18 protein-coding genes and 1 riboswitch are annotated in these 20265 nt (G+C 62.2%); of the genes, 12 read left to right on the forward strand and 6 right to left on the reverse strand.

Annotated elements, in window-relative coordinates:
- Positions 1–6: 6 nt before the first annotated feature.
- The 3 genes from DBR46_RS06705 to DBR46_RS06715 are packed head-to-tail and all read left to right on the forward strand — an operon-like array spanning position 7 to position 2904.
- Positions 7–963, forward strand: a complete 957-nt coding sequence (locus tag DBR46_RS06705; protein ID WP_124525515.1) for a glycosyltransferase — start codon at positions 7–9, stop codon at positions 961–963.
- Positions 964–1009: 46 nt separating this feature from the next.
- Positions 1010–1771, forward strand: a complete 762-nt coding sequence (locus DBR46_RS06710; RefSeq protein WP_124525516.1) for a glycosyltransferase family 2 protein — start codon at positions 1010–1012, stop codon at positions 1769–1771.
- Positions 1772–1818: 47 nt separating this feature from the next.
- Complete coding sequence (locus DBR46_RS06715; RefSeq protein WP_124525517.1) at positions 1819–2904, forward strand: glycosyltransferase; 1086 nt, start codon at positions 1819–1821, stop codon at positions 2902–2904.
- Here DBR46_RS06715 and DBR46_RS06720 read toward each other — a convergent pair.
- Positions 2893–3459: a toluene tolerance protein gene (locus tag DBR46_RS06720; protein WP_177414004.1), complete on the reverse strand. Its 567-nt coding sequence runs from the start codon at positions 3457–3459 to the stop codon at positions 2893–2895. The genes DBR46_RS06715 and DBR46_RS06720 overlap by 12 nt on opposite strands.
- Before the next feature lie 146 nt (positions 3460–3605).
- Between DBR46_RS06720 and DBR46_RS06725 the strand changes: the two genes are divergently transcribed.
- The 6 genes from DBR46_RS06725 (at position 3606) to DBR46_RS06750 (ending at position 10505) form a co-directional block, all read left to right on the forward strand.
- A complete protein-coding gene (locus tag DBR46_RS06725) occupies positions 3606–4784 on the forward strand; it encodes an O-antigen ligase family protein (protein ID WP_124525519.1) in 1179 nt (392 codons plus the stop codon).
- Positions 4785–4792: 8 nt separating this feature from the next.
- Positions 4793–6601: a lipid A export permease/ATP-binding protein MsbA gene (gene msbA, locus DBR46_RS06730; RefSeq protein ID WP_124525520.1), complete on the forward strand. Its 1809-nt coding sequence runs from the start codon at positions 4793–4795 to the stop codon at positions 6599–6601.
- 151 nt (positions 6602–6752) lie between these two features.
- Positions 6753–7457, forward strand: coding sequence for a sulfotransferase family 2 domain-containing protein (locus DBR46_RS06735; protein ID WP_124525521.1), 705 nt, complete (start codon positions 6753–6755; stop codon positions 7455–7457).
- On the forward strand, positions 7450–8058 hold the full coding sequence (gene cysC, locus DBR46_RS06740; protein WP_124525522.1) for an adenylyl-sulfate kinase: 609 nt from the start codon (positions 7450–7452) through the stop codon (positions 8056–8058). The genes DBR46_RS06735 and cysC overlap by 8 nt, the downstream gene beginning before the upstream one ends.
- A 103-nt stretch (positions 8059–8161) precedes the next feature.
- Positions 8162–9586 (forward strand): bifunctional D-glycero-beta-D-manno-heptose-7-phosphate kinase/D-glycero-beta-D-manno-heptose 1-phosphate adenylyltransferase HldE, encoded by a 1425-nt coding sequence (gene hldE, locus DBR46_RS06745; protein WP_124525523.1) that lies wholly within the window; start codon positions 8162–8164, stop codon positions 9584–9586.
- The gene (locus tag DBR46_RS06750) at positions 9579–10505 is read left to right on the forward strand and encodes an NAD-dependent epimerase/dehydratase family protein (protein ID WP_124525524.1); all 927 of its coding nucleotides are present in this window, start codon (positions 9579–9581) and stop codon (positions 10503–10505) included. The genes hldE and DBR46_RS06750 overlap by 8 nt, the downstream gene beginning before the upstream one ends.
- Positions 10506–10645: 140 nt before the next feature.
- Here the strand turns inward: DBR46_RS06750 and DBR46_RS06755 are convergent, their stop codons facing one another.
- From DBR46_RS06755 to DBR46_RS06770, 4 genes are read right to left on the reverse strand one after another with little or no spacing between them, the layout of a single operon-like run.
- Entirely contained in the window at positions 10646–11605 is a 960-nt protein-coding gene (locus tag DBR46_RS06755; RefSeq protein ID WP_124525525.1) for a metal ABC transporter ATPase, read from the reverse strand.
- 41 nt (positions 11606–11646) lie between these two features.
- Positions 11647–12459, reverse strand: a complete 813-nt coding sequence (locus DBR46_RS06760; RefSeq protein WP_124525526.1) for an aldo/keto reductase — start codon at positions 12457–12459, stop codon at positions 11647–11649.
- Complete coding sequence (locus tag DBR46_RS06765; protein ID WP_124525527.1) at positions 12456–13631, reverse strand: FAD-binding oxidoreductase; 1176 nt, start codon at positions 13629–13631, stop codon at positions 12456–12458. Before DBR46_RS06765 ends, DBR46_RS06760 begins: the two co-directional genes overlap by 4 nt.
- A gap of 55 nt (positions 13632–13686) precedes the next feature.
- A complete protein-coding gene (locus DBR46_RS06770) occupies positions 13687–14022 on the reverse strand; it encodes a multidrug efflux SMR transporter (RefSeq protein WP_017734929.1) in 336 nt (111 codons plus the stop codon).
- Between the two features lie 103 nt (positions 14023–14125).
- Here DBR46_RS06770 and DBR46_RS06775 point away from each other — a divergent pair, with 103 nt between their 5' ends.
- Together DBR46_RS06775 and waaA are read left to right on the forward strand one after the other, a co-directional pair.
- A complete protein-coding gene (locus DBR46_RS06775; protein WP_124525528.1) occupies positions 14126–15016 on the forward strand; it encodes a LysR family transcriptional regulator in 891 nt (296 codons plus the stop codon).
- Between the two features lie 23 nt (positions 15017–15039).
- Positions 15040–16317 (forward strand): lipid IV(A) 3-deoxy-D-manno-octulosonic acid transferase, encoded by a 1278-nt coding sequence (gene waaA / locus DBR46_RS06780; protein ID WP_124525529.1) that lies wholly within the window; start codon positions 15040–15042, stop codon positions 16315–16317.
- 137 nt (positions 16318–16454) lie between these two features.
- Here waaA and DBR46_RS06785 read toward each other — a convergent pair whose 3' ends face one another.
- Positions 16455–17894 (reverse strand): TolC family outer membrane protein, encoded by a 1440-nt coding sequence (locus DBR46_RS06785; RefSeq protein ID WP_124525530.1) that lies wholly within the window; start codon positions 17892–17894, stop codon positions 16455–16457.
- A 196-nt stretch (positions 17895–18090) separates the two neighbouring features.
- A riboswitch (TPP riboswitch) is annotated at positions 18091–18196 on the forward strand.
- Between the two features lie 152 nt (positions 18197–18348).
- Here DBR46_RS06785 and thiC point away from each other — a divergent pair.
- Complete coding sequence (thiC, locus tag DBR46_RS06790; protein ID WP_124525531.1) at positions 18349–20238, forward strand: phosphomethylpyrimidine synthase ThiC; 1890 nt, start codon at positions 18349–18351, stop codon at positions 20236–20238.
- Positions 20239–20265 lie beyond the last annotated feature (27 nt).

Here is a 20265-nt window from a genome sequence, read left to right on the forward strand (position 1 = left end):
AAGAGCATGAAAGTTTTATTTCTGGTGCAGAAAGAACAGCGCGCCATCCTCGACCGTCTTTACGACGGCATCGCCGAGCATTGCGAATGCGATACCCGCTGGTTGAGCAGCGCCGAGCAGCGCAACCTGCGCGGTTACTTTCGCCGTGAAGTTGACGTGACCCGCTATGACCGCATCGTGTTCTTCCTGCGCTTCAAGCAGGAGATCCGCCAGGCCGGTTTTATCCGCACGATCCCCAATCTGGTGATCCTCGAGCACGACGCCTATCAGAACTACATTCCGTGCAAGTACACCGGAAAATTCAGCGCCCATTACCGCCGTTTGCCCTGGGCACGGGTGATCAGCTCGGGCTTTATGGTGTCGCAGCGTTTGCGTGAGGAAGGTTTTGACGCGGTGTTCGTGCCCAAGGGTTACGATCAGGCGTTGTTGCAGCCGCAGGAGCGTGAGCGCGACATCGAGCTGGCGTTTGTCGGCAGCACCAATAGCGTGGCCTACAGTGGGCGCAAGGCGTTGCTTGATGAGCTGGCGCAGGTCGAGCCCTTGGTGGTGACGCGCACCAAGTCGGGCGAGGAATATTGCGCGACACTCAACCGGATCCGCTTTTTCGTCAGTGCCGATGTGGGCATGGGCGAGTACATGATCAAGAACTTCGAGGCCATGGCCTGTGGCTGTGTGCTGCTGGCGTATGACCAGGGCGAGGCGGAAAACCAGGCCCTGGGTTTTGAAGACAAGGTCAACGTGGTGTTCTATAAAGACATCCCGCAGCTGCAGGAAAAACTCGCCGAGCTGCGCGCCAACCCTCAGTTGGCGGCAGAGATTGCGCGTAATGGCCAGGAGTTGGCTGTCCGCCAGTTCAGCTTTGCACGTATCGGCCAGCGTATTGTTGAAGTGCTGCAGCCGCCGTTGCGCCCGCGTGCGCCATTGAGTCTGCTGGAAAAGTTGCGCCTGAAACTGGGCGTGTAACATTCGTCTGGTCGTTGAAAGCGGCCATTTTATTGTTGGTGCCAACGTGCGATTTTCCGAACAGAGCGACATCACCCTTGTCGTGACCAGCTGCGGCCGCTTTGACCTGTTGAAGCGCACGCTTGAGAGCTTCGATGCCTTCAATACGGCGGATATCCGCGAGGTGTTCATTACCGAGGACTCCGGTGATGACGCCGTGCGCCAGGCCATTCCGGCCCATTGGCGGGAACACTGCACGTTCTTCGTCAACCGCCCGAAGCTGGGCCAGTTGGCCTCTATCGACTTGGCCTACACTTCGGTAAAGACGCCGTACATTTTCCACTGTGAAGATGACTGGGAGTTCTATCGCCCGGGGTTTGTCGAGGACTCCAAGACGATCCTGGAGCTGCGCCCGGACGTTCTCCAGGTGTGGCTGCGCAACTTTGTCTATGACTTGCAGGTACACAGCCCCTATATCCGCCTGGGGCCGCGTGAGTTGATCGGTGCAGTGCCGTGTTATCCGTTGATTTCCGACAAGCCGGAATGGCAGGCGTTTTCCCTGAACCCCGGTTTGCGTCGGATCAAGGAATATCTGTTGTGTGCGCCGTATGCAGGGTTTGAAGGGGAGAAGGGCTTGTCGCGGCGGTATGCCGAATTGAACTTGACGGCCGTGACCCTTGAGGGTGACGCGGTGCTGCACACCGGCTTCGGGTTACATGTATCGACCTCGGCCGAGCGCTTGAACAAGGCCCGGCGCAAGCGTCGCGAGCGGATCAAGTTGGGCGCAGTGCTGCTGCTGGGCCTCGCCGTCGGCTGGTTGCTCGGTTGAGCTACGAACACGCTTCCAGAACGCTTGCAGAAGGTCCGTATCAATCAATGAGCATTCTCAACGTCATGTGGGCTGGTGGTTCTGCATTCGCTTCCGTGCAGAAGGTGCATCAGCAAGTGCTTGGCAGTATCGATTGCGGTGCATCCATCCACACCTGGTTGCTCCAGGGCGGCGCGCAGCCGGGCGATGGGGCGGTTGAGTGGAACCTCTCGTCTGCCCAGCTCAAGGGGCGGCACGTTTGGAAACTGCTGGTGCCGCTTATGCAGGCGCGTTTCCGGCGGGCATTGCCTGGGGACGTAAAGGTGGTGCTGCTCGATGGCGTCGGCGTGGCGCGGGTGCTGTTGCCGGTGCTCAAGAGCCTGCCCGAGGTACGTGCCGTGGTGCTGTTCCATGGTATGACACGGCTGCGCGGCTCCGATCGCACGCTGTTCGAGCAGTTCCCTGAATCGCGGCTGACGGTGGCGGCGGTGTCACAGACCCTGGCCGACTCGCTCCAGTGTGATTTGCAGCGGCCTGTGGCGGTCCTGCGCAGTGCCTTCGACCCTGACGCCTTTCGGGCGGCGACGCTGCCGCGTGAGCAGGCGCGTGCGCGTCTGGGTTTGTCGCCGGGCAATGCGCCGGTGCTGGGCGCCGTTGGCCGATTGGTGGGCAGCAAGGGCTTCGCTTGCTTGTTGGAAGCGTTTGCTGGCGTGACCACGCATCAACCCGAAGCGCGCTTGGTGATTGTTGGCGAAGGCGCTGCGCGGGCGGACCTTGAAGCGCTGGTCGAACGCCTTGGCTTGCGCGGCAAAGTCTATATGCCGGGGCACCTGGCAGAAGCGGCCACCCTGTACCGCGCGTTTGACTGGGTCGCGATACCCTCGTCGGCGGAGGGCTTGGGGCTGATCGTGCAAGAGGCGGTGATGGCCGGTGTGCCGGTATTGACCAGTGAGCTGGCGGTGTTCCGCGAGCAATTGGCTGGCGCCGGTTGGTATGCACCGTCTGACGATGCTGATGCCTGGGCGCGCCTGCTGGAGCAGGCCTTTGCCGCGGGCCCTGAGGCGGCGGTGCAGGCTCAGTTGCAGGCGCTTGCGCCGGAGCAGGCCTGGCAGGACTTCACTGCCACGGCCCGGCGTTTGCTTTCACCGCGCTAGCACGGCCTGTTCGAGCGCTTGCATCGGAAAGCGCTCGTTCAGCTTCTCCCGTGCAATATAACGGGCGAAGTGCTGCAGGTTGCGCTTGACCAGCGCCGGGCTCAGCGGAGCACGCAGGAAGCGCAGGTCGGCCACGTCGATCAGACCCATCTGGTTGTCCGGCGTCACGACGATATTGCCCAGGTGCAGCGAGCGGAAGTAGATGCCGGCAGCGTGCAGCCGGCGAATCAGCGCCACCAGCGGTTCCAGGTTCTGCTCCCAGTCGAAGCCTTCCTGGTTGGCGATCTGGCGCAAGGTCTCGCCCGGCAGGGGCCGGTACAACACGGCAGTCATGCCCGGCGCGTCGAGTTGAAAGCTGTCGAGCACGGTGAGGGTGGGAATACCGCGTTTTTGCAGCCCGAGCGCGTTATCGATGAAGCGCTTGGAGTACGGACGAAACATCGCAGAAGAAAAAAACCGCTTACGGCGAAACAGTTTAAGGATGTTCCCGTCTGCCAGCAGGTAGACTTTGGGGCCGTAGCTGTCCTTCTCGAGGATTTTGGCGCCGGCAATCATCGTATTTAAAGTGGCTTGGGGAAGCCTTGAACATTGCATCGTCAAAAAGCCTTGTAGGAGTCGCGGGCACAATAATCGGTAATGATGCCGAAAGTTTTGGGTTTTAACCATGCCGGGTTGGCAGGTTGGCCGTTTTAGGAGCGGGCATGCAAGCAAGTCGTTGGGCGCGAGGGTGGATGTGTTTCGGGTTGCTGTGGTTTTTGCTGGGGATCGCCTTCGCGCCGACCAATAAGATCTATCAACAAGGGCTGACACTGTTTCTATGGCTGCCGGCCATGGTGTTTGCCTGGTCTGCCCGTGAACAGCTCAAGCACGTCTGGCGCACTCAGCGCTGGACGATCGTAGCGCTTGGGCTGCTGGCGGCCTGGGGCTTGATCAGCCTGTTCTGGACCAATGCCCAGGACGGCTCCCGTGAAGCCAAGCGTCTGCTCTATATCGGTGTGTTCCTGCTGTTCTTCCCGGTACTTGCCCAAGGCCAGACCCAGCAGGTGATTCGCCTGATGCAGTGGGGTGGCTTTGGTCTGGCCTTGTCGTCGCTGCTGGCGATGATCAAGTTCTATGGCCTTGAAGGCAACGTCTGGCACGCCCGCATTGAGGGCCTGGGGCAGCTGTCGCACCCGATCCTCGGCGCGTACGTCATTGGCTTGGCGGCCGTGTGGATGTTGCATTGGGTGCCGCGTGGCCGCTGGACGCAGGTGGCTTGCCTGGTGGCAGTCGCTTTGCTCGGCCTGTTTGTGGTGGCGAGCCAGAGCCGTGGTGCCGTGCTGGCCTTGCTGCTGAGCGTGGTGGCAATGCCGCTGTGGTGCCGCGACCGACGCAGCAGCGTGATTGCCATCGCGGCGACGTTGGCGGCAATCGTGGTGTTTGTGTCCCTGCAGTCGTTGATGCTGTCCCGCGGCGCGTCCTTCCGCCCGCAGATTTTCATGGCTGCGATGCAGATGATCAGCGAGCGCCCCTGGACCGGCCTGGGCCTGGGCGGTGATTACTTCCTGCAATGGGAAGATCACCGCTTTGACCATTCCCATAACCTGTTCACCCACGTGGCCATCGAGCTCGGCCTGCCGGGTCTGCTCCTGTGGTGCGCGGTGTGGCTCGGTGTGCTGTGGCAAGCCTGGAAGGTGCGCGACACCCGGTACGGCAAAGGCATCATCGGCATGTGGGTGTTTTCCACGCTGGCGATGCAATTCGATGCGGCAAGCCTCACCGGTACGCCTCGGGCCGAATGGTTCATCACCTGGCTGCCGGTGGCGCTGGCCAGTGTTTTGGTCTGGGCTCGGGCCAAACCCGATGCTTGTGATAAAGTTGCCGCCCTACCTAATCAGTGAGCTCGACAATGAGTGACGCACCGCCCAAAGCGGAACAGGAATCCAGCCTGAAAATCTATTTCAGGCTGCTGGGCTATGTGAAACCCTACATCGGCATGTTCCTGGTGAGCATCGTCGGTTTCGTGATTTTCGCGTCCACCCAGCCGATGCTGGCCGGGATCCTCAAATACTTTGTTGACGGCTTGAGCAACCCGGACGTGGTGTTTTTCCCCAACGTGCCGTACCTCAAGGACCTGAAACTGCTGATGGCCGTGCCGCTGCTGATCGTCCTGATCGCTGCGTGGCAGGGCCTCGGCTCGTTCCTGGGCAACTACTACCTGGCCAAGGTATCCCTGGGCCTGGTCCACGACCTGCGGGTGCAGTTGTTCAATAAACTGCTGGTATTGCCTAACCGTTATTTCGATACCCACAGTTCCGGGCACCTGATCTCGCGCATCACCTTTAACGTGACCATGGTCACTGGCGCTGCCACGGATGCGATCAAGGTCGTGATCCGCGAAGGCCTGACGGTGGTGTTCCTGTTCGGCTACCTCCTGTGGATGAACTGGAAGCTGACCCTGGTGATGCTGGCGATCCTGCCGATCATCGCCACGATGGTCGGCAGCACCAGCAAGAAATTTCGCAAGCAGAGCAAGAAAATCCAGGTGGCGATGGGTGATGTGACCCATGTGGCCTCGGAGACGATCCAGGGCTACCGCGTGGTGCGCAGCTTCGGTGGGGAAACCTACGAAGAGCAGCGCTTTGCCAAGGCGAGCATGAGCAACACCGAAAAGCAGATGCGCATGACCAAGACCGGCGCGGTCTACACGCCCATGCTGCAACTGGTGATCTACACCGCAATGGCGGCGCTGATGTTCCTGGTGCTGTTCCTGCGGGGCGATGCGACAGCCGGCGACCTGGTGGCCTACATCACCGCGGCGGGCCTGCTGCCCAAGCCGATCCGCCAATTGTCGGAAGTCAGTTCGACCATCCAGAAGGGCGTCGCGGGTGCCGAAAGCATCTTTGAGCAATTGGATGTCGAGCCTGAAGTGGACACCGGCACCGTCGAGAAAGAACGGGTCAGCGGCCGTCTGGACGTGCGCAACCTGAGCTTCACCTACCCCGGCACCGAGCGCGAAGTACTGAAGAACATCAGCTTCACCGCCGCGCCAGGCCAGATGGTCGCGCTGGTCGGGCGTTCGGGCAGTGGCAAGTCCACGCTCGCCGCGCTGATCCCGCGCTTCTATCACCACGAGACCGGCGAGATCCTCCTCGACGAAGTGGAAATCGAAGACTACCGCCTGCGCAACCTGCGCCGCCACGTGGCCCAGGTGACCCAGCACGTGACGCTGTTCAACGACACCGTGGCCAACAACATTGCCTACGGCGACCTGGCTGGCGCGCCGCGTGAAGACGTCGAGAAAGCGGCGCGGGATGCCTACGCCATGGACTTCATCGCCGAGCTGCCCAAGGGCCTCGACACCGAAGTCGGTGAAAACGGCGTGCTGCTCTCCGGTGGCCAGCGCCAGCGTTTGGCGATTGCCCGCGCGCTGCTGAAAAACGCGCCGCTGCTGATCCTCGATGAAGCCACTTCGGCGCTGGATACCGAGTCCGAACGGCATATCCAGGCCGCGCTGGACAAGGTCATGAAGGGTCGCACCACCTTGGTGATTGCGCACCGTCTGTCTACCATCGAGAAAGCCGACCTGATTCTGGTCATGGATCACGGCGAAATTGTCGAGCGTGGTACACACCTTGAGCTGCTGGCGATGGGGGGCTACTACTCCCGCCTGCACGCCATGGGGCTGGACGAGCCGGCAACGGCCAACATCACCTGACAAGACGGGGCGCGCAATGCGCCCCGTTTTTGTATCAAGCCCCTTACAGGCTTGACCAAAGCCAAATAATTCGCCGCCTATCGTTTGTTATGTTGGCCTTCTCGATTCGAATGACGAACGAGAGGGTTAACCTTCTTGCGTGGGTAATGGAATGTTGCAACGTCTGTTCTGGAAACTGCTGCCCAAACAGCAGAGGGCTTTTTTGTTAGGGCGTTTGTCGGTGGTGGATCGGCAGGCGGTCAACAAGTCCATGTCGGCATTGACCGTCCTTCCGCCCGCTTTTGTAAAACATGCCTGTGTGTTCATCCACGTGCCCAAGTGCGCGGGCAGCAGTGTCTGCTCGGTACTGCTGGATGGGCGCTGGCCGGGGCATTTGCCGTACCACTGGTATGAGCAGCAATTCCCCGCGCATTGCGCCGACAGTTTCAAGTTTGCCTTCGTGCGTGACCCGCTGGAACGTGCCTACTCGGCGTACACCTATCTGCGCGGCAACAGCATGGGCAGCCGGGATCGGGAGGCCCAGGCGTTGGTGGGCAGCTACCGCGACTTTGATCACTTCGTCGCCGGCTGGCTGCACCCGGACAACCTGCGCCGGCAACTGCACTTTGCCCCGCAGACCGACTTCCTGGTGGATCACCTGGGGCGCATGTCCATGGATTTTCTTGGACGCCAGGAGCACCTGCAGCGGGATTTTCGCAGTGTCTGCGAACGCCTTGGACTGAACGCGGCCTTGCCTCATCTCAACGTTTCCCTTGGGCGCCGCAGCGAACCCGTCCGGGACTTTTGCTCCTTGCGTACGCGCCGTTTGGTCAGGCGTGCCTATCAGCGCGACTACGAGGTCTTGGGTTATGAATAACTCGTCGCTTTCCTGCAGCGTCGCCGACGTGCGCCCCTTCGCCCTGTCGCTGACGGTGGCCGCCCGCGCCGCGCTCAAGCACCAGCAACCTTGTTGTCTGTGGCTGACGGGGTTGTCCGGGTCGGGCAAGTCGACCCTGGCCAATGCGCTGGAAGTGCAGCTCAACGAGCAGGGCCGGCACACCTTCGTGCTTGATGGCGACAACGTGCGCGCCGGGTTGTGCAGCGACCTGGGCATGGGCGTGGTGGCGCGCAAGGAGAACATCCGGCGCATTGGCGAAGTGGCGCGGTTGATGGTGGATGCGGGGCTGATCGTGATCGTATCGGCGATCTCGCCGTTCAGTGCCGACCGCGAGACGGCGCGGGCACTGTTCGGGCCGGGGCAGTTTTTTGAGGTGTATGTCAGTACGCCGCTGGCGATCTGTGTGCGCCGCGATCCCAAGGGCCTGTACCGGGCGGCGCTGGACGGGCGCATCAAGGACTTCACCGGGCTGGACAGCCCCTATGAAGCCCCCCGGCAGGCCGACTGCGAAATCAACACCGACGAGGTCGAATTGGCCGAAGCCGTGGAGCACGTCCTGGCGGTTTTGTTTAAAAAGTGAGCAGTTGTGCGGCCGGATGTCTTACAGATAAAGCTCTCGGACAAGGCGGCGCTCACCCTGTGCTAATATCGCGCCCCTGTTCATTTTGTATGTGGGTTGCTCCATGAAGTTGTCCATGCCGCGATTCGATCAAGCCCCTGTCTTGGTGGTCGGCGATGTCATGCTCGACCGTTACTGGCATGGTGGTACCTCACGGATTTCCCCTGAGGCGCCGGTACCGGTAGTCAAGGTCGAGCAAATCGAAGACCGTCCAGGCGGGGCTGCCAACGTTGCCCTCAATATTGCCGCACTCGGCGCCCCGGCCTCCCTGGTGGGTGTGACCGGCGACGACGAAGCCGCCGACAGCCTGGCCAATAGCCTGCGCGGTGCCGGCGTGCGTGCGCAGTTCCAGCGCATCGCCCATCAGCCGACCATCGTCAAGCTGCGGGTCATGAGCCGTCACCAGCAATTGCTGCGCATCGATTTTGAAGAACCCTTCGCCACCGACGCCCTAGCCCTCAGCGGTCAGGTCGATGAGCTGCTCGAAGGCATCAAGGTGCTGGTGCTGTCCGACTACGGCAAAGGCGCGTTGAAGAACCATCAGGCGCTGATCCAGGCTGCCAAGGCCAAAGGCATTCCGGTGCTGGCCGATCCCAAGGGCAAGGACTTCTCGATTTATCGCGGTGCCAGCCTGATCACGCCGAACCTCAGCGAGTTCGAAGCCATCGTCGGCGGCTGTGCCGATGAACACGAACTGGTGAGCAAAGGCGCGGCGCTGATGGCCGACCTCGACCTCGGCGCCTTGCTGGTGACCCGTGGCGAACACGGCATGACCCTGTTGCGCCCGGATCATCCGGCGATGCACCTGCCGGCCCGTGCCCGTGAAGTGTTCGACGTCACTGGCGCCGGTGACACGGTGATTTCCACCCTGGCCGCCTCGATTGCGGCCGGCGAGGAACTGCCCCACGCCGTGGCCCTGGCCAACCTGGCCGCGGGCATCGTGGTGGGCAAGTTGGGTACCGCTGCCATCAGCGCGCCGGAACTGCGCCGCGCGATCCAGCGTTCCGAAGGCTCGGAGCGCGGGGTGCTGGGGATCGAGCAATTGCTGTTGGCAATTGACGATGCCCGTGCCCACAACGAAAGCATTGTGTTCACCAACGGCTGCTTCGACATCCTGCATGCCGGCCACGTGACGTACCTGGAACAGGCGCGCGCCCAAGGCGATCGCCTGATCGTGGCGGTCAACGACGACGCCTCGGTCAGCCGCCTGAAAGGCCCTGGCCGTCCGATCAACAGCGTTGACCGGCGCATGGCTGTATTGGCCGGTCTGGGCGCAGTGGACTGGGTGATCAGCTTCGCCGAAGGCACCCCGGAAAACCTGCTGGCCCAGGTCAAGCCCGACGTGCTGGTCAAGGGCGGGGACTATTCCGTCGACCAGGTGGTGGGGGCCGACATCGTCAGCGCCTACGGCGGCACAGTCAAAGTGTTGGGGCTGGTTGAAAACAGCTCGACCACGGCCATCGTCGAGAAGATCCGCAACAATGAGTAAGTGTGTCCTGATTACCGGGGGTGCGGGCTTTATCGGCTCGCACCTGGTCGATGCATTGTTGGCCAAGGGTTACGGCGTGCGCGTGTTGGACAACCTGTCCACCGGCAAGCGCAGTAACCTGGCGTTGGATAACCCGCGTGTCGAATTGCTGGAAGGCGATGTGGCCGACGCCGAGCTGGTGGCGCGTGCCGCTGTCGGCACGGCGGCGGTGGTTCATCTGGCGGCGGTGGCTTCGGTGCAGGCGTCGGTGGATGATCCGGTCAGCACGCACCAGAGCAATTTTGTCGGCACCCTGAATGTGTGCGAAGCGATGCGCAAGGCGGGCGTTAAGCGCGTGGTCTTTGCCTCGAGCGCAGCGGTGTACGGCAATAACGGCGAGGGCGCTTCGATTGACGAAGAGACCACCAAGGCGCCGTTGACGCCGTATGCGTCCGACAAGTTGGCCGGTGAGCACTACTTTGATTTCTACCGCCGCCAGCATGGCCTGGAGCCGGTGATTTTCCGCTTCTTCAATATCTTCGGCCCGCGCCAGGACCCGTCCTCGCCGTATTCCGGGGTGATCAGCATCTTCAGCGAGCGCGTGCAGCAGGGCGTGCCGATTGCCGTGTTTGGCGATGGCGAGCAGACCCGTGACTTCATGTACGTGGAAGACCTGGTTGACGTGCTGGTGCAAGCCATTGAAGCGCCGGACGCACCGTTGGGCGCGATCAATGTGGGCTGGAATCGCACGACTACGCTCAAGCAGGTGTTGCAGGCGCTGGAAGAAATTGTCGGCAAGTTGCCGGCGGTGACTTACGGGCCGGCGCGTTCCGGGGATATTCGCCACTCGCGGGCGAATAACCAGCGGTTGTTGGCGAGCTTCAAACTACCCGAGCCGACCCCGTTGAAGGTCGGCCTGGAACGCTTGCTCAAAGGCTGACGCAATCACAAATGTGGGAGCGGGCTTGCTCGCGAAGGCGGTGTACCAGTCTCTTCCTGTGCTGGCTGACCCACCGCTTTCGCGAGCAAGCCCGCTCCCACATTTGGATTTGTGCAGGGCTTGGCAATTGAATGAACCAGCTAGCTGCTGGCTTTCTTCTTCGGCGTTATCTTGCGCAACACTCGCTGTGCCAGGCGCTTCAATTTCGATTCCTTCTCCGGCTCCGCCAAGCCCTGCTGGCGCAGCCAATCCTTCCAGCGAATCCGTTCTTCACGTACCAGCCAACCTTCCTGCTGGGCGAAGCTTTCTGCCAGGTACAACCCGCGCGTACTGGCCGGGTACAGCTGATCTTTTTTGACGGTGTACAGCTCGGCCAGCGGCTGGCCGTCTTTCAGCGGCATCAGGTACAGATCGGGGCGCTGGCGGTCGAGACGTGCCACCAACTGGTCGCCTTCCAGGCGTTCGTCCACATGGAACAGGCTCAGGGACTTGGCCTCCTTCGGCACTTCCAGGCGCAAGTCATAGATCAGTTGCAGCGATGCGGTGGGCAGGTGCACGTAGGCCCGTGGACGTTCGATCAATTGGGTCGTGGCGCAGCGCACCGGGCGCGCGGCGCCGGACAGAGGGCTGAGGCGAAACGGCAGGGCTTCGCGATAGTGCAGCGCGGCGGAGTAGGGCGCCGGCAGCCAGGTGTCGTTGAAACGTCCGCCAAGCCAGCCTTCGGGTGTCTCCAGCAGGCACTCTTCGGCAATTTCCTGGATCGCGGTGTGCAGCGGCAGGTTCAGCTCGTGGGCCGGTACGTAACCGGAGATCAGCTTGAGCACCACGTCGCCACGGTCCTGGCGGCGCTGGCGCACCAGCACCCAGTAATCCTTGTTTTGCCAATGCAGGGTCAGGCGCACCGACACGCCCAGGTTTGCCAGTTCCAGCACGAAACGCTCGGGGTCGGCCACTTCCACCGGCTTGCGCCGTTGCAGGGTCTGGGCGAAGTTGAGCGGCATGCCGACGCTCTGGTAGTTCAGGCCTTCGGGGGTGGCTTCGACGTGCAGCGGCAGTGTCTTGAAGTTGCTGGGGTTTTTTCTAATGAGCGTGCGCGGCATGTCGGCTCCTTCTTGCGACGGGGTCGGCCGCGTCGGCGGCATCAGAGTTGACGGATGACCCGGGCAGCGGTCGCCACGTTATGGGCCAGGTGCAGCGGATTGATGGTCCCGACAATAGCACTGGCAACGCCGGTTTGCGCAAACAACAGCATGAAACTGGCGTGTATTGGATCCATTCCAGGCTCGAGGCAAACGTGGCCACTGGCCAGGGCTTTCTTCACCAGGATGCCCTTGCCATGGGCCGCCGCATAATCAATGACGGCTTTCTCGGCCTGTTCGTTCAAATTGTAGGTGACCATTGCGCAATCACCCTGTTCCAGAGCCTTCACGCCGCCTTCGACGGTCTTGCCGGAAAAGCCGAAACCGCGAATCTTGCCTTCCTGTTTCAGCTCGGCCAGGGTCTGGTAGACCTCGCAATCGTTGAGGATGTGCAGGTCGTTGCCGTCAGAATGCACCAGCACCAGGTCGATAAAATCCGTTTCCAGTCGTTTCAAGCTGCGCTCAATCGACAGGCGCGTATGGGCCGAGCTGAAGTCGTGGCGGGACACACCATTGTCGAACTCTTCGCCGACCTTGCTGACAATCACCCAGTCCTGGCGCTGGCCGCGCAACAGCGGGCCCAGACGCTCCTCGCTCATGCCATAGGCCGGCGCGGTGTCGATCAGGTTGATGCCCAGCTCGCGGGCCTGGCGCAGCAGCATGCGTGCGGCATCGTCATCGGGGATCTGGAAGCCATTGGGGTACTTCACCCCTTGGTCACGGCCCAGCTTGACGGTGCCCAGGCCCAGCGGAGAGACGAGCAGGCCGGTGCTGCCCAGCGGGCGATGCAAATCGTGCAGGGTCGGCAGGCTCATGGCAGCAGTTGCTCCCAGGCCGGTACGCCGATGGCGGGTTTTGGCAACTCAGGCAAGGGTTCGCTTGCAGTCGGGCGAATGCCGTCGCGTTCAAGGGCGTTGATCACCCGATCGGCGAAGTCCGGCGCCAAGGCAAGCTTGGTTGGCCAGCCCACCAGCAGGCGACCATCCTCAAAGACAAAGGCGTTGTCGGGGCGGCTCAGGCCGGTTTGCAGGGGCTCGGCGCGGTCCACCCGCAGCGTGGCCCATTGGGTCTGGCTCATGTCGATCCACGGTAGCAACTGCGTCAGCTCTTGCTGGGCAGTGGCGATCTGTTCTTGCGGCGTACGCGCCACACCATCGGCCTCGGCAATATCGCCGCCCATGTACCACACCCAGTTGCCATCGGCGGCCGGGTGCGTAGTGACGGTGATGCGCGGCTTGGTGCCGCCGCCCAGGCAATGGGCGTACAGCGGCTTCAGGCCGGGGCCTTTGGCAATGATCATGTGCAACGGGCGTTTTTGCATCGCCGGCTTGCTCAGGCCCAGGGCGGTCAGCAAGTCCGCAGTGCCGGCGCCGGCGCTCAAGACGATGCGTTGTGCACGGATCGCGCGGCCATCGACCGTCAAGCCCACCAGCTTGTTGCCTTCCAGCAGCGGGGCGATGTGTTGCCCGGCGAGCAGGCCGTCGCCGGCCAGTTGCGCGAGGCGTTCGATCAGGCTCGGCACGTCCACCACCAGTTCGGCCAGGCGATAGACCTTGCCTTTGAAACGGCGGTCTTGCAGGGCCGGCGGCAGGTCGTCGCCCTTGACCTGATCGACACGCCCGCGCACGGCCTTGCTGGCGAAGAAGCTGGTGAGGTTGCCGGCGAGGGTGCCGGGGGACCACAGGTAATGGGCTTCGGACAACAGGCGCACGCCCGTCAGGTCCAGCTCACCGTTGCCCGCCAAGGCTTCGCGCCAGCGGCGCGGCATGTCGGCGATGGCTTCGGAGGCGCCGGTGAGGGCGCCGTGCAGGGCGTATTTCGCACCGCCGTGAATGATCCCCTGGGACTTCACGCTTTGCCCGCCACCCAAGGTGGCGCTTTCCACCAACACCGTGGAAAACCCCTGGCGGCGCAGGCGCGCATTCAGCCAGAGGCCGGCAACCCCGGCGCCGACAATCAGAACGTCGGTGGAAATAACGGATGGCATGGGCGACCTCAGTGTTCAAGACAAGAGGCGCAGTATACAGGCTGTTGCGTGGCGGTCAGTGCCCGGCGGTTTTCGAGAACAACTGGATCACCACCACGCCCAGCACAATCAGGCCCATGCCGAGCATCGCCGGCAGGTCGAGTTTCTGCCCGTAGATAAACAGCGCGGCGATGCTCACCATCACGATACCCATCCCGGCCCACACCGCGTAGGCCACGCCCACCGGCACGGTGCGCACCACCAGGGTCAGCATCCAGAAGGCGACGCCGTAGCCGACGATCACCAGCGCCAGTGGAATCGGGGTGCTCCAGCCTTTGATGGCTTTCATGGAAACGGTGGCGATCACTTCCGAGCAGATGGCGATAGCCAAGTAGTAGTAGGCAGGGTTCATGGGGTAATCCTCGGTGTGAAGCGCTTTTGATAAGGCCGGCATTTTAGGGCTTTATCAGATGGGGTAAAGTCATTACCTATCCGAATTAAAGATGGGTTGAGCCATGAGCGTGCAATGGAACCTGGAACAGATGCGCCTGTTTGTCAGCGTCGCCGAGCAGCGTTCGTTTTCCGCGGTGGCGCGCGGGCAGCGCAAGGCGCAGTCGGCGGTGAGCAATGGCATTGCGCTGCTGGAAGCCGACTTGGGCGTGAGCCTGTTCGAGCGTAGCAGCGGCCGCCAGCCACGCCTGACCGCAGCCGGCACGGTGTTGCTGGAAGAAGCCCGGGAAGTGCTGCGCCAGTGCGAGCGCCTCAACGGCCGGGCGCTGTCTCTGATGCGCGGCGAAGAAGCCTGCCTGCGCCTGGCCCAGGATGAGGCGATGCTGTATCAGCCGGTGCTCGACAGCCTGGATGCACTGGCTGGGCAATTTCCCAATCTGGAAGTACAGATTTCCAGCGCCGCCCAAGGCGATGTCGCACGCAAGCTGGTGGAGCGCAAGGCGGACCTGGGCATGTTGTTCTATCACGATCAAATCCCCGAAGCGTTGGAGCGGCGGGTGGTGGGCAGCGTGGAGATGGTCACCGTCTGTGGACGCAATCATCCGCTGGCCCGGCAGAAAACCGTGGATTGCCAGGGCCTGGCGCAGTATCGCCAGTTGCTGATGTCGACCCAGACCAGTGTCTACCCCGGCAGCGAGGCCGCCAGCCCGCAGGTGTGGCGCGCCGATAGCTTTTACGTGCTGGCCGAATGGCTGACCCGTGGCCTGGGTTGGGCCTGGTTGCCGCGGCATGTGGTGCAGTACCCGACCTACCAGAACCAGATGGTCGAACTGGACAGCGAATGGACCCCGCCGGCGCTGGTGGTGGAGCTGGTGTGGCGGCGCGACGAACCCCTCGGCCCGGCCGCGCGTTTTCTGGCGGAACGTTTTGCCGAGTGCCTACGCGCGATTGACTGAAAAAGCCGATAAACTCCGCCGCCATGAATAGAACTCTCTATAGCTGTCTGTTTTATCTGGCGCTGCCGTTGGTGGCTTTACGTCTGTGGCTGCGTGCGCGCAAGGCGCCGGCCTATGCCAAGCGGGTCAGCGAGCGCTTCTCGTATGGCTTGCCGGTGTTGCAGCCGGGCGGGATCTGGGTGCATGCGGTGTCGGTGGGCGAGAGCATCGCCGCTGCGCCGATGGTGCGCGGGCTGCTGGAACGTTATCCGACGCTTGCGATCACCGTCACCTGCATGACGCCCACCGGGTCCGAGCGCATTCAGGCGTTGTTCGCCAATGAACCGCGCGTGCAGCACTGCTACCTGCCCTATGACTTGCCGTGCGCGGCCAAGCGGTTTCTTGATCGCGTGCAGCCGAAACTGGCGGTGATCATGGAGACCGAGCTGTGGCCCAACCATATCCACGCCTGCGCCCAGCGCGGTATTCCCGTGGCATTGGCCAACGGTCGGTTGTCGGCACGCTCGGCCAAGGGCTATGGGCGTTTCGCCAAGCTGACTGCGCCGATGCTGGCTGAGATGAGCCTGCTCGCGGTGCAGACCGAGACTGAGGCCGAGCGTTTCCGCAGCCTGGGTGCGCGACCTGAAACCGTCGATGTCACCGGCTCGATCAAGTTCGACCTGACCATCGACCCCGAACTGCCACGTCGCGCCGCCGCGTTGCGTGAGCAATGGGGTGCCACGGAGCGCCCGGTGTGGATCGCTGCCAGCACCCATGAAGGTGAAGATGAAGTGGTGCTGGCCGCTCATCGTCAGTTGCTCGACAGCTATCCCAATGCGTTATTGATTCTGGTGCCGCGCCACCAGGAGCGTTTCGGGCCGATGTTCGACCTGTGTGGGCAGCAGGGATTCGCCACGGTGCGCCGTTCCACAGGCGAACCCGTCACCGCGCAAACGTCGGTGTTGCTCGGCGATACCATGGGCGAATTGCTGTTTCTGTATGCCTTGGCCGACAGCGCCTTTGTCGGCGGCAGCCTGGTGGCGACCGGTGGGCACAATCCGCTGGAACCGGCGGCGTTGGCAAAACCGGTGATCATGGGGCCGCACGTGTTCAACTTCCTCGAAATCACCGCGATGATGCGTGAGGCCGGGGCGTTGCGGCAGGTGGATGATGCGCAAGGGTTGGCCGAGGCCGTGCGCCAGTTGTTCGAGTTGCCGCAGGATGCGCGCAGGATGGGGCAGGCGGGGCTCAAGGTGATGCAGGCCAACCAAGGTGCTTTGAAGCGTTTGCTGGATGGCTTGGGCAAACTCATCACCCACTGACAACAGAGGTCAAATGTGGGAGCGGGCTTGCTCGCGAAAGCGGTGTGTCAGTCACCACATGTATTGGCTGACCTACCGCATTCGCGAGCAAGCCCGCTCCCACACAAGCCCGCTCCCACATTGGGTTTACAGTGTTATCAATATCCAGGGCGGGCTTTTAGCTGCTCGGCGGCAGCTTTGGCCAGATCCGGCGGCAGGAAATCCCGATCCGGGTTGTAGTCCGCCTTCAGATACCGCGCCAACTCCTGCAAATCCCCCGGGTTCAACGTCCCCGCCGCCTGCTTCAAGCGCAGGTTGTCGAGGATGTAGTCATACCGGCTGTTGTTATAGTTGCGCACCGACGAGTACAGCTGGCGCTGTGAATCCAGCACATCGACGATATTGCGCGTACCCACCTGATAGCCGATTTCCGTGGCTTCCACCGCGCTCTGGTTGGAGATGATCGACTGGCGGCGCGCCTGTACCTGTTCCACGTCGGTGTTCACCGCGCGGTGCAGGTTGCGCGTGTTTTCCACCACCTGGCGGCGCAGGCCTTCGCGTTGCTGCTCGGTCTGGTCCAGGCGTGAGTAGGATTCGCGCACTTGCGAGCTGGTCAGGCCGCCGCTGTACAGCGGGATGTTCAGGCGCAGGCCGACGGTGCGTTGTTCCACATCGCCCCGGTACGGCGTGCCGAAGGCATTCGGGTTGCTGAAACCGAGGGCGTCGTTGTCGCCTCTTTCGTACTGCGCCACCGCGTCGAGGGTCGGCGCGTGGCCGGCCTTGCGTTGCTTGAGGGTTTCTTCGGCGGCAGTCACGGCGAAGTTGCTGGCCAGCAGGTTGAGGTTCTGGCGGCCGGCGGTGTCGACCCAGGACTTGGCGTCGTTCGGCAGCGGCGGCAGCACCGGCAGGCTGTGGACGATGCCCTGGATCGAGTTGTACTGGCGGTTGGTCAGGGTGATCAGCGCTTCAAACGCGTCCTCCACCTGGCGCTGGGCGAGGATGCGGTTGGCGCGGGCGGTGTCGTAGCTGGCCTGGGATTGCAGCACGTCGGTCTTGTCCGACAGGCCGACGTCGAAGCGTTCGTTGGATTGGTCCAACTGGCGCTTGAAGGCATTTTCTTCGGCCTTGGTGGAGGCCAGGTTGTCCTGGGCGCGCAGCACGGCGAAATAGTTTTCGGCGCTCTGCAGGATCAGGTTCTGTTCGGTGGCCGACAGTAGCAGGGCGGCCTGCTCGTTGACAGCTTCGGCGGCTTGCAGCTGGAACCAGCGGTCGGCGCGGAACAGCGGCTGGCTCAAGGTCGCGCGCCACGAATGCGCGTCACGGTTGGCGGTGCCGGCTGGCTGCGCGAGCTGGGTGCGCACGTTGTTGCTGTCGGCGCCGGCCGACAGGTTCGGCAGCAAGCCGGCGCGGGCCTGGGGCACCACTTCTTTTTGTGCGCCGTATTGGGCGCGGGCGGCAGCCAGGTCGGCGTTGTTGTTCACCGCTTCCTGGTAGACGCTGACCAAGTCAGTGTTGGCGGACAAGGGCGCTTCTGCTGCCCAAACCATTCCATTGGTCGCACAAGACACGGCAAGAGCCAGTGAGAGTTTGCGCAGCATGAGGCGTTCCCTAGATTGAATATTACGGCGATAATTTAGCGCCCAAGGCTAAGGCTGGCCAATCCCGGCGTCAAGCCTTGAGGCAGTCCCCGAGTGTAGTGGCGCGATCACTGCACAACAATCCTGCAATTACGCCATTCATCATGCTGAATGCACCGCTATTGGCAATTTGCCCACGCCATGGTCTAGACTGGCCGCGTTCTTGTCGGGGTGCCTTGTTGGAAGGCTGAGATCGGTAAATACCGGATCCCGTTGAACCTGATCAGGTTAGCGCCTGCGTAGGGAACAAGATTTCTCGTCACCCGGCGAGTCCTCTTGTGCTTCGTCCGGGATGCTGTTCGACAATCGAACAGCCCTCGTGCGCCAAGCACAGCACTGGTTTCAGTGCGTCCATCCGTCACAGGTTCGCTCCGACAAAAATCCACCGCCTGGATAGAAAGTTGGAGAGCCCGTGATGACGACAAAACTAAAAAATACCGTGCATTTGAGTGAATCGGCCAAGGTCGACTCCGGCTCCGTGCAGCCCTTTACCCGCTCGCAAAAAGTCTACGTGCAGGGCACTCGCCCGGACATCCGCGTGCCGATGCGCGAGATCAGCCTGGACGTGACCCCCACCGATTTCGGCGGTGAAATCAACGCGCCCGTGGTGGTCTATGACACCTCCGGCCCCTACACCGACCCCAACGTGATCATCGACGTGCGCAAAGGCCTGGCCGATGTGCGCTCGCCGTGGATCGAAGTGCGTAACGACACCGAGCGCCTCTCGGGCCTGAGCTCGCACTTCGGCCAGCAGCGCCTCAGCGATGCCGAACTGACCGCGCTGCGTTTCGCCCACGTGAAGAACCCACGCCGTGCCAAGGCAGGCGCCAACGTCACGCAGATGCACTACGCGCGCAAAGGCATCATCACCGCCGAGATGGAATACGTCGCCATCCGCGAAAACATGAAGCTCGAAGAAGCCCGCGCCAGCGGCCTGCTGGACCAGCAACACGCCGGCCACAGCTTCGGCGCCAGCGTGCCGAAGATCATCACCCCGGAATTCGTGCGCGAAGAAATCGCCCGTGGCCGCGCGATCATCCCGGCCAACATCAACCACACCGAATTGGAACCGATGATTATCGGCCGTAACTTCCTGGTGAAGATCAACGGCAACATCGGCAACAGCGCCCTGGGTTCGTCCATCGAAGAAGAAGTGGCGAAACTGACCTGGGGCATCCGCTGGGGTTCGGACACCGTGATGGACCTGTCCACCGGCAAGCACATCCACGAAACCCGCGAGTGGATCATCCGCAACTCGCCGGTGCCTATCGGTACCGTGCCGATCTACCAGGCCCTGGAAAAAGTCGGCGGCGCCGCCGAAGACCTGACCTGGGAGCTGTTCCGCGACACCCTGGTGGAGCAGGCCGAGCAGGGCGTCGACTACTTCACCATCCACGCCGGTGTGTTGCTGCGCTACGTGCCGCTGACTGCCAAGCGCGTCACCGGCATCGTGTCCCGTGGCGGCTCGATCATGGCCAAGTGGTGCCTGGCGCATCACAAAGAGAACTTCACCTACACGCATTTCGACGAAATCTGCGAAATCATGAAGGCCTATGACGTCAGCTTCTCCCTCGGCGACGGCCTGCGCCCGGGCTCGATTGCCGACGCCAACGACGCCGCGCAATTCGGCGAGCTGGAAACCCTCGGCGAGCTGACCAAGACCGCCTGGAAGCACGACGTGCAAACCATGATCGAAGGCCCGGGCCACGTGCCGATGCAACTGATCAAGGAGAACATGGACAAGCAGCTGGAGTGCTGCGACGAAGCGCCGTTCTACACCCTTGGCCCGCTGACCACCGACATTGCGCCGGGCTACGACCACATCACCTCCGGGATCGGTGCGGCGATGATCGGTTGGTTCGGTTGCGCGATGCTCTGCTACGTGACGCCGAAGGAGCACTTGGGGCTGCCGAACAAGGATGACGTGAAGACCGGGATCATCACCTACAAGATCGCTGCCCATGCGGCTGACCTCGCGAAAGGCCATCCAGGCGCGCAGATCCGCGACAACGCCTTGAGCAAGGCGCGCTTCGAGTTCCGTTGGGAAGACCAGTTCAACCTCGGCCTGGACCCGGACACCGCGCGTTCCTACCACGATGAAACGCTGCCGAAGGATTCGGCCAAGGTCGCGCATTTCTGCTCGATGTGCGGGCCGAAGTTCTGCTCGATGAAGATCACCCAGGAAGTGCGTGAGTACGCGGCCAACCAGCGCATTGATGCGGTGGATGTGGATGTGGCCAAGGGCTTGGCGGAGCAGGCGGAGCGGTTCAAGCAGGAAGGTAGTCAGCTGTACAAGAAGGTCTGATCCGGGATTGTTGGAGGCTGTGCCGGC

Origin of the sequence: Pseudomonas sp. KBW05 (assembly GCF_003852405.1) — a bacterium.
Lineage (GTDB): Bacteria > Pseudomonadota > Gammaproteobacteria > Pseudomonadales > Pseudomonadaceae > Aquipseudomonas.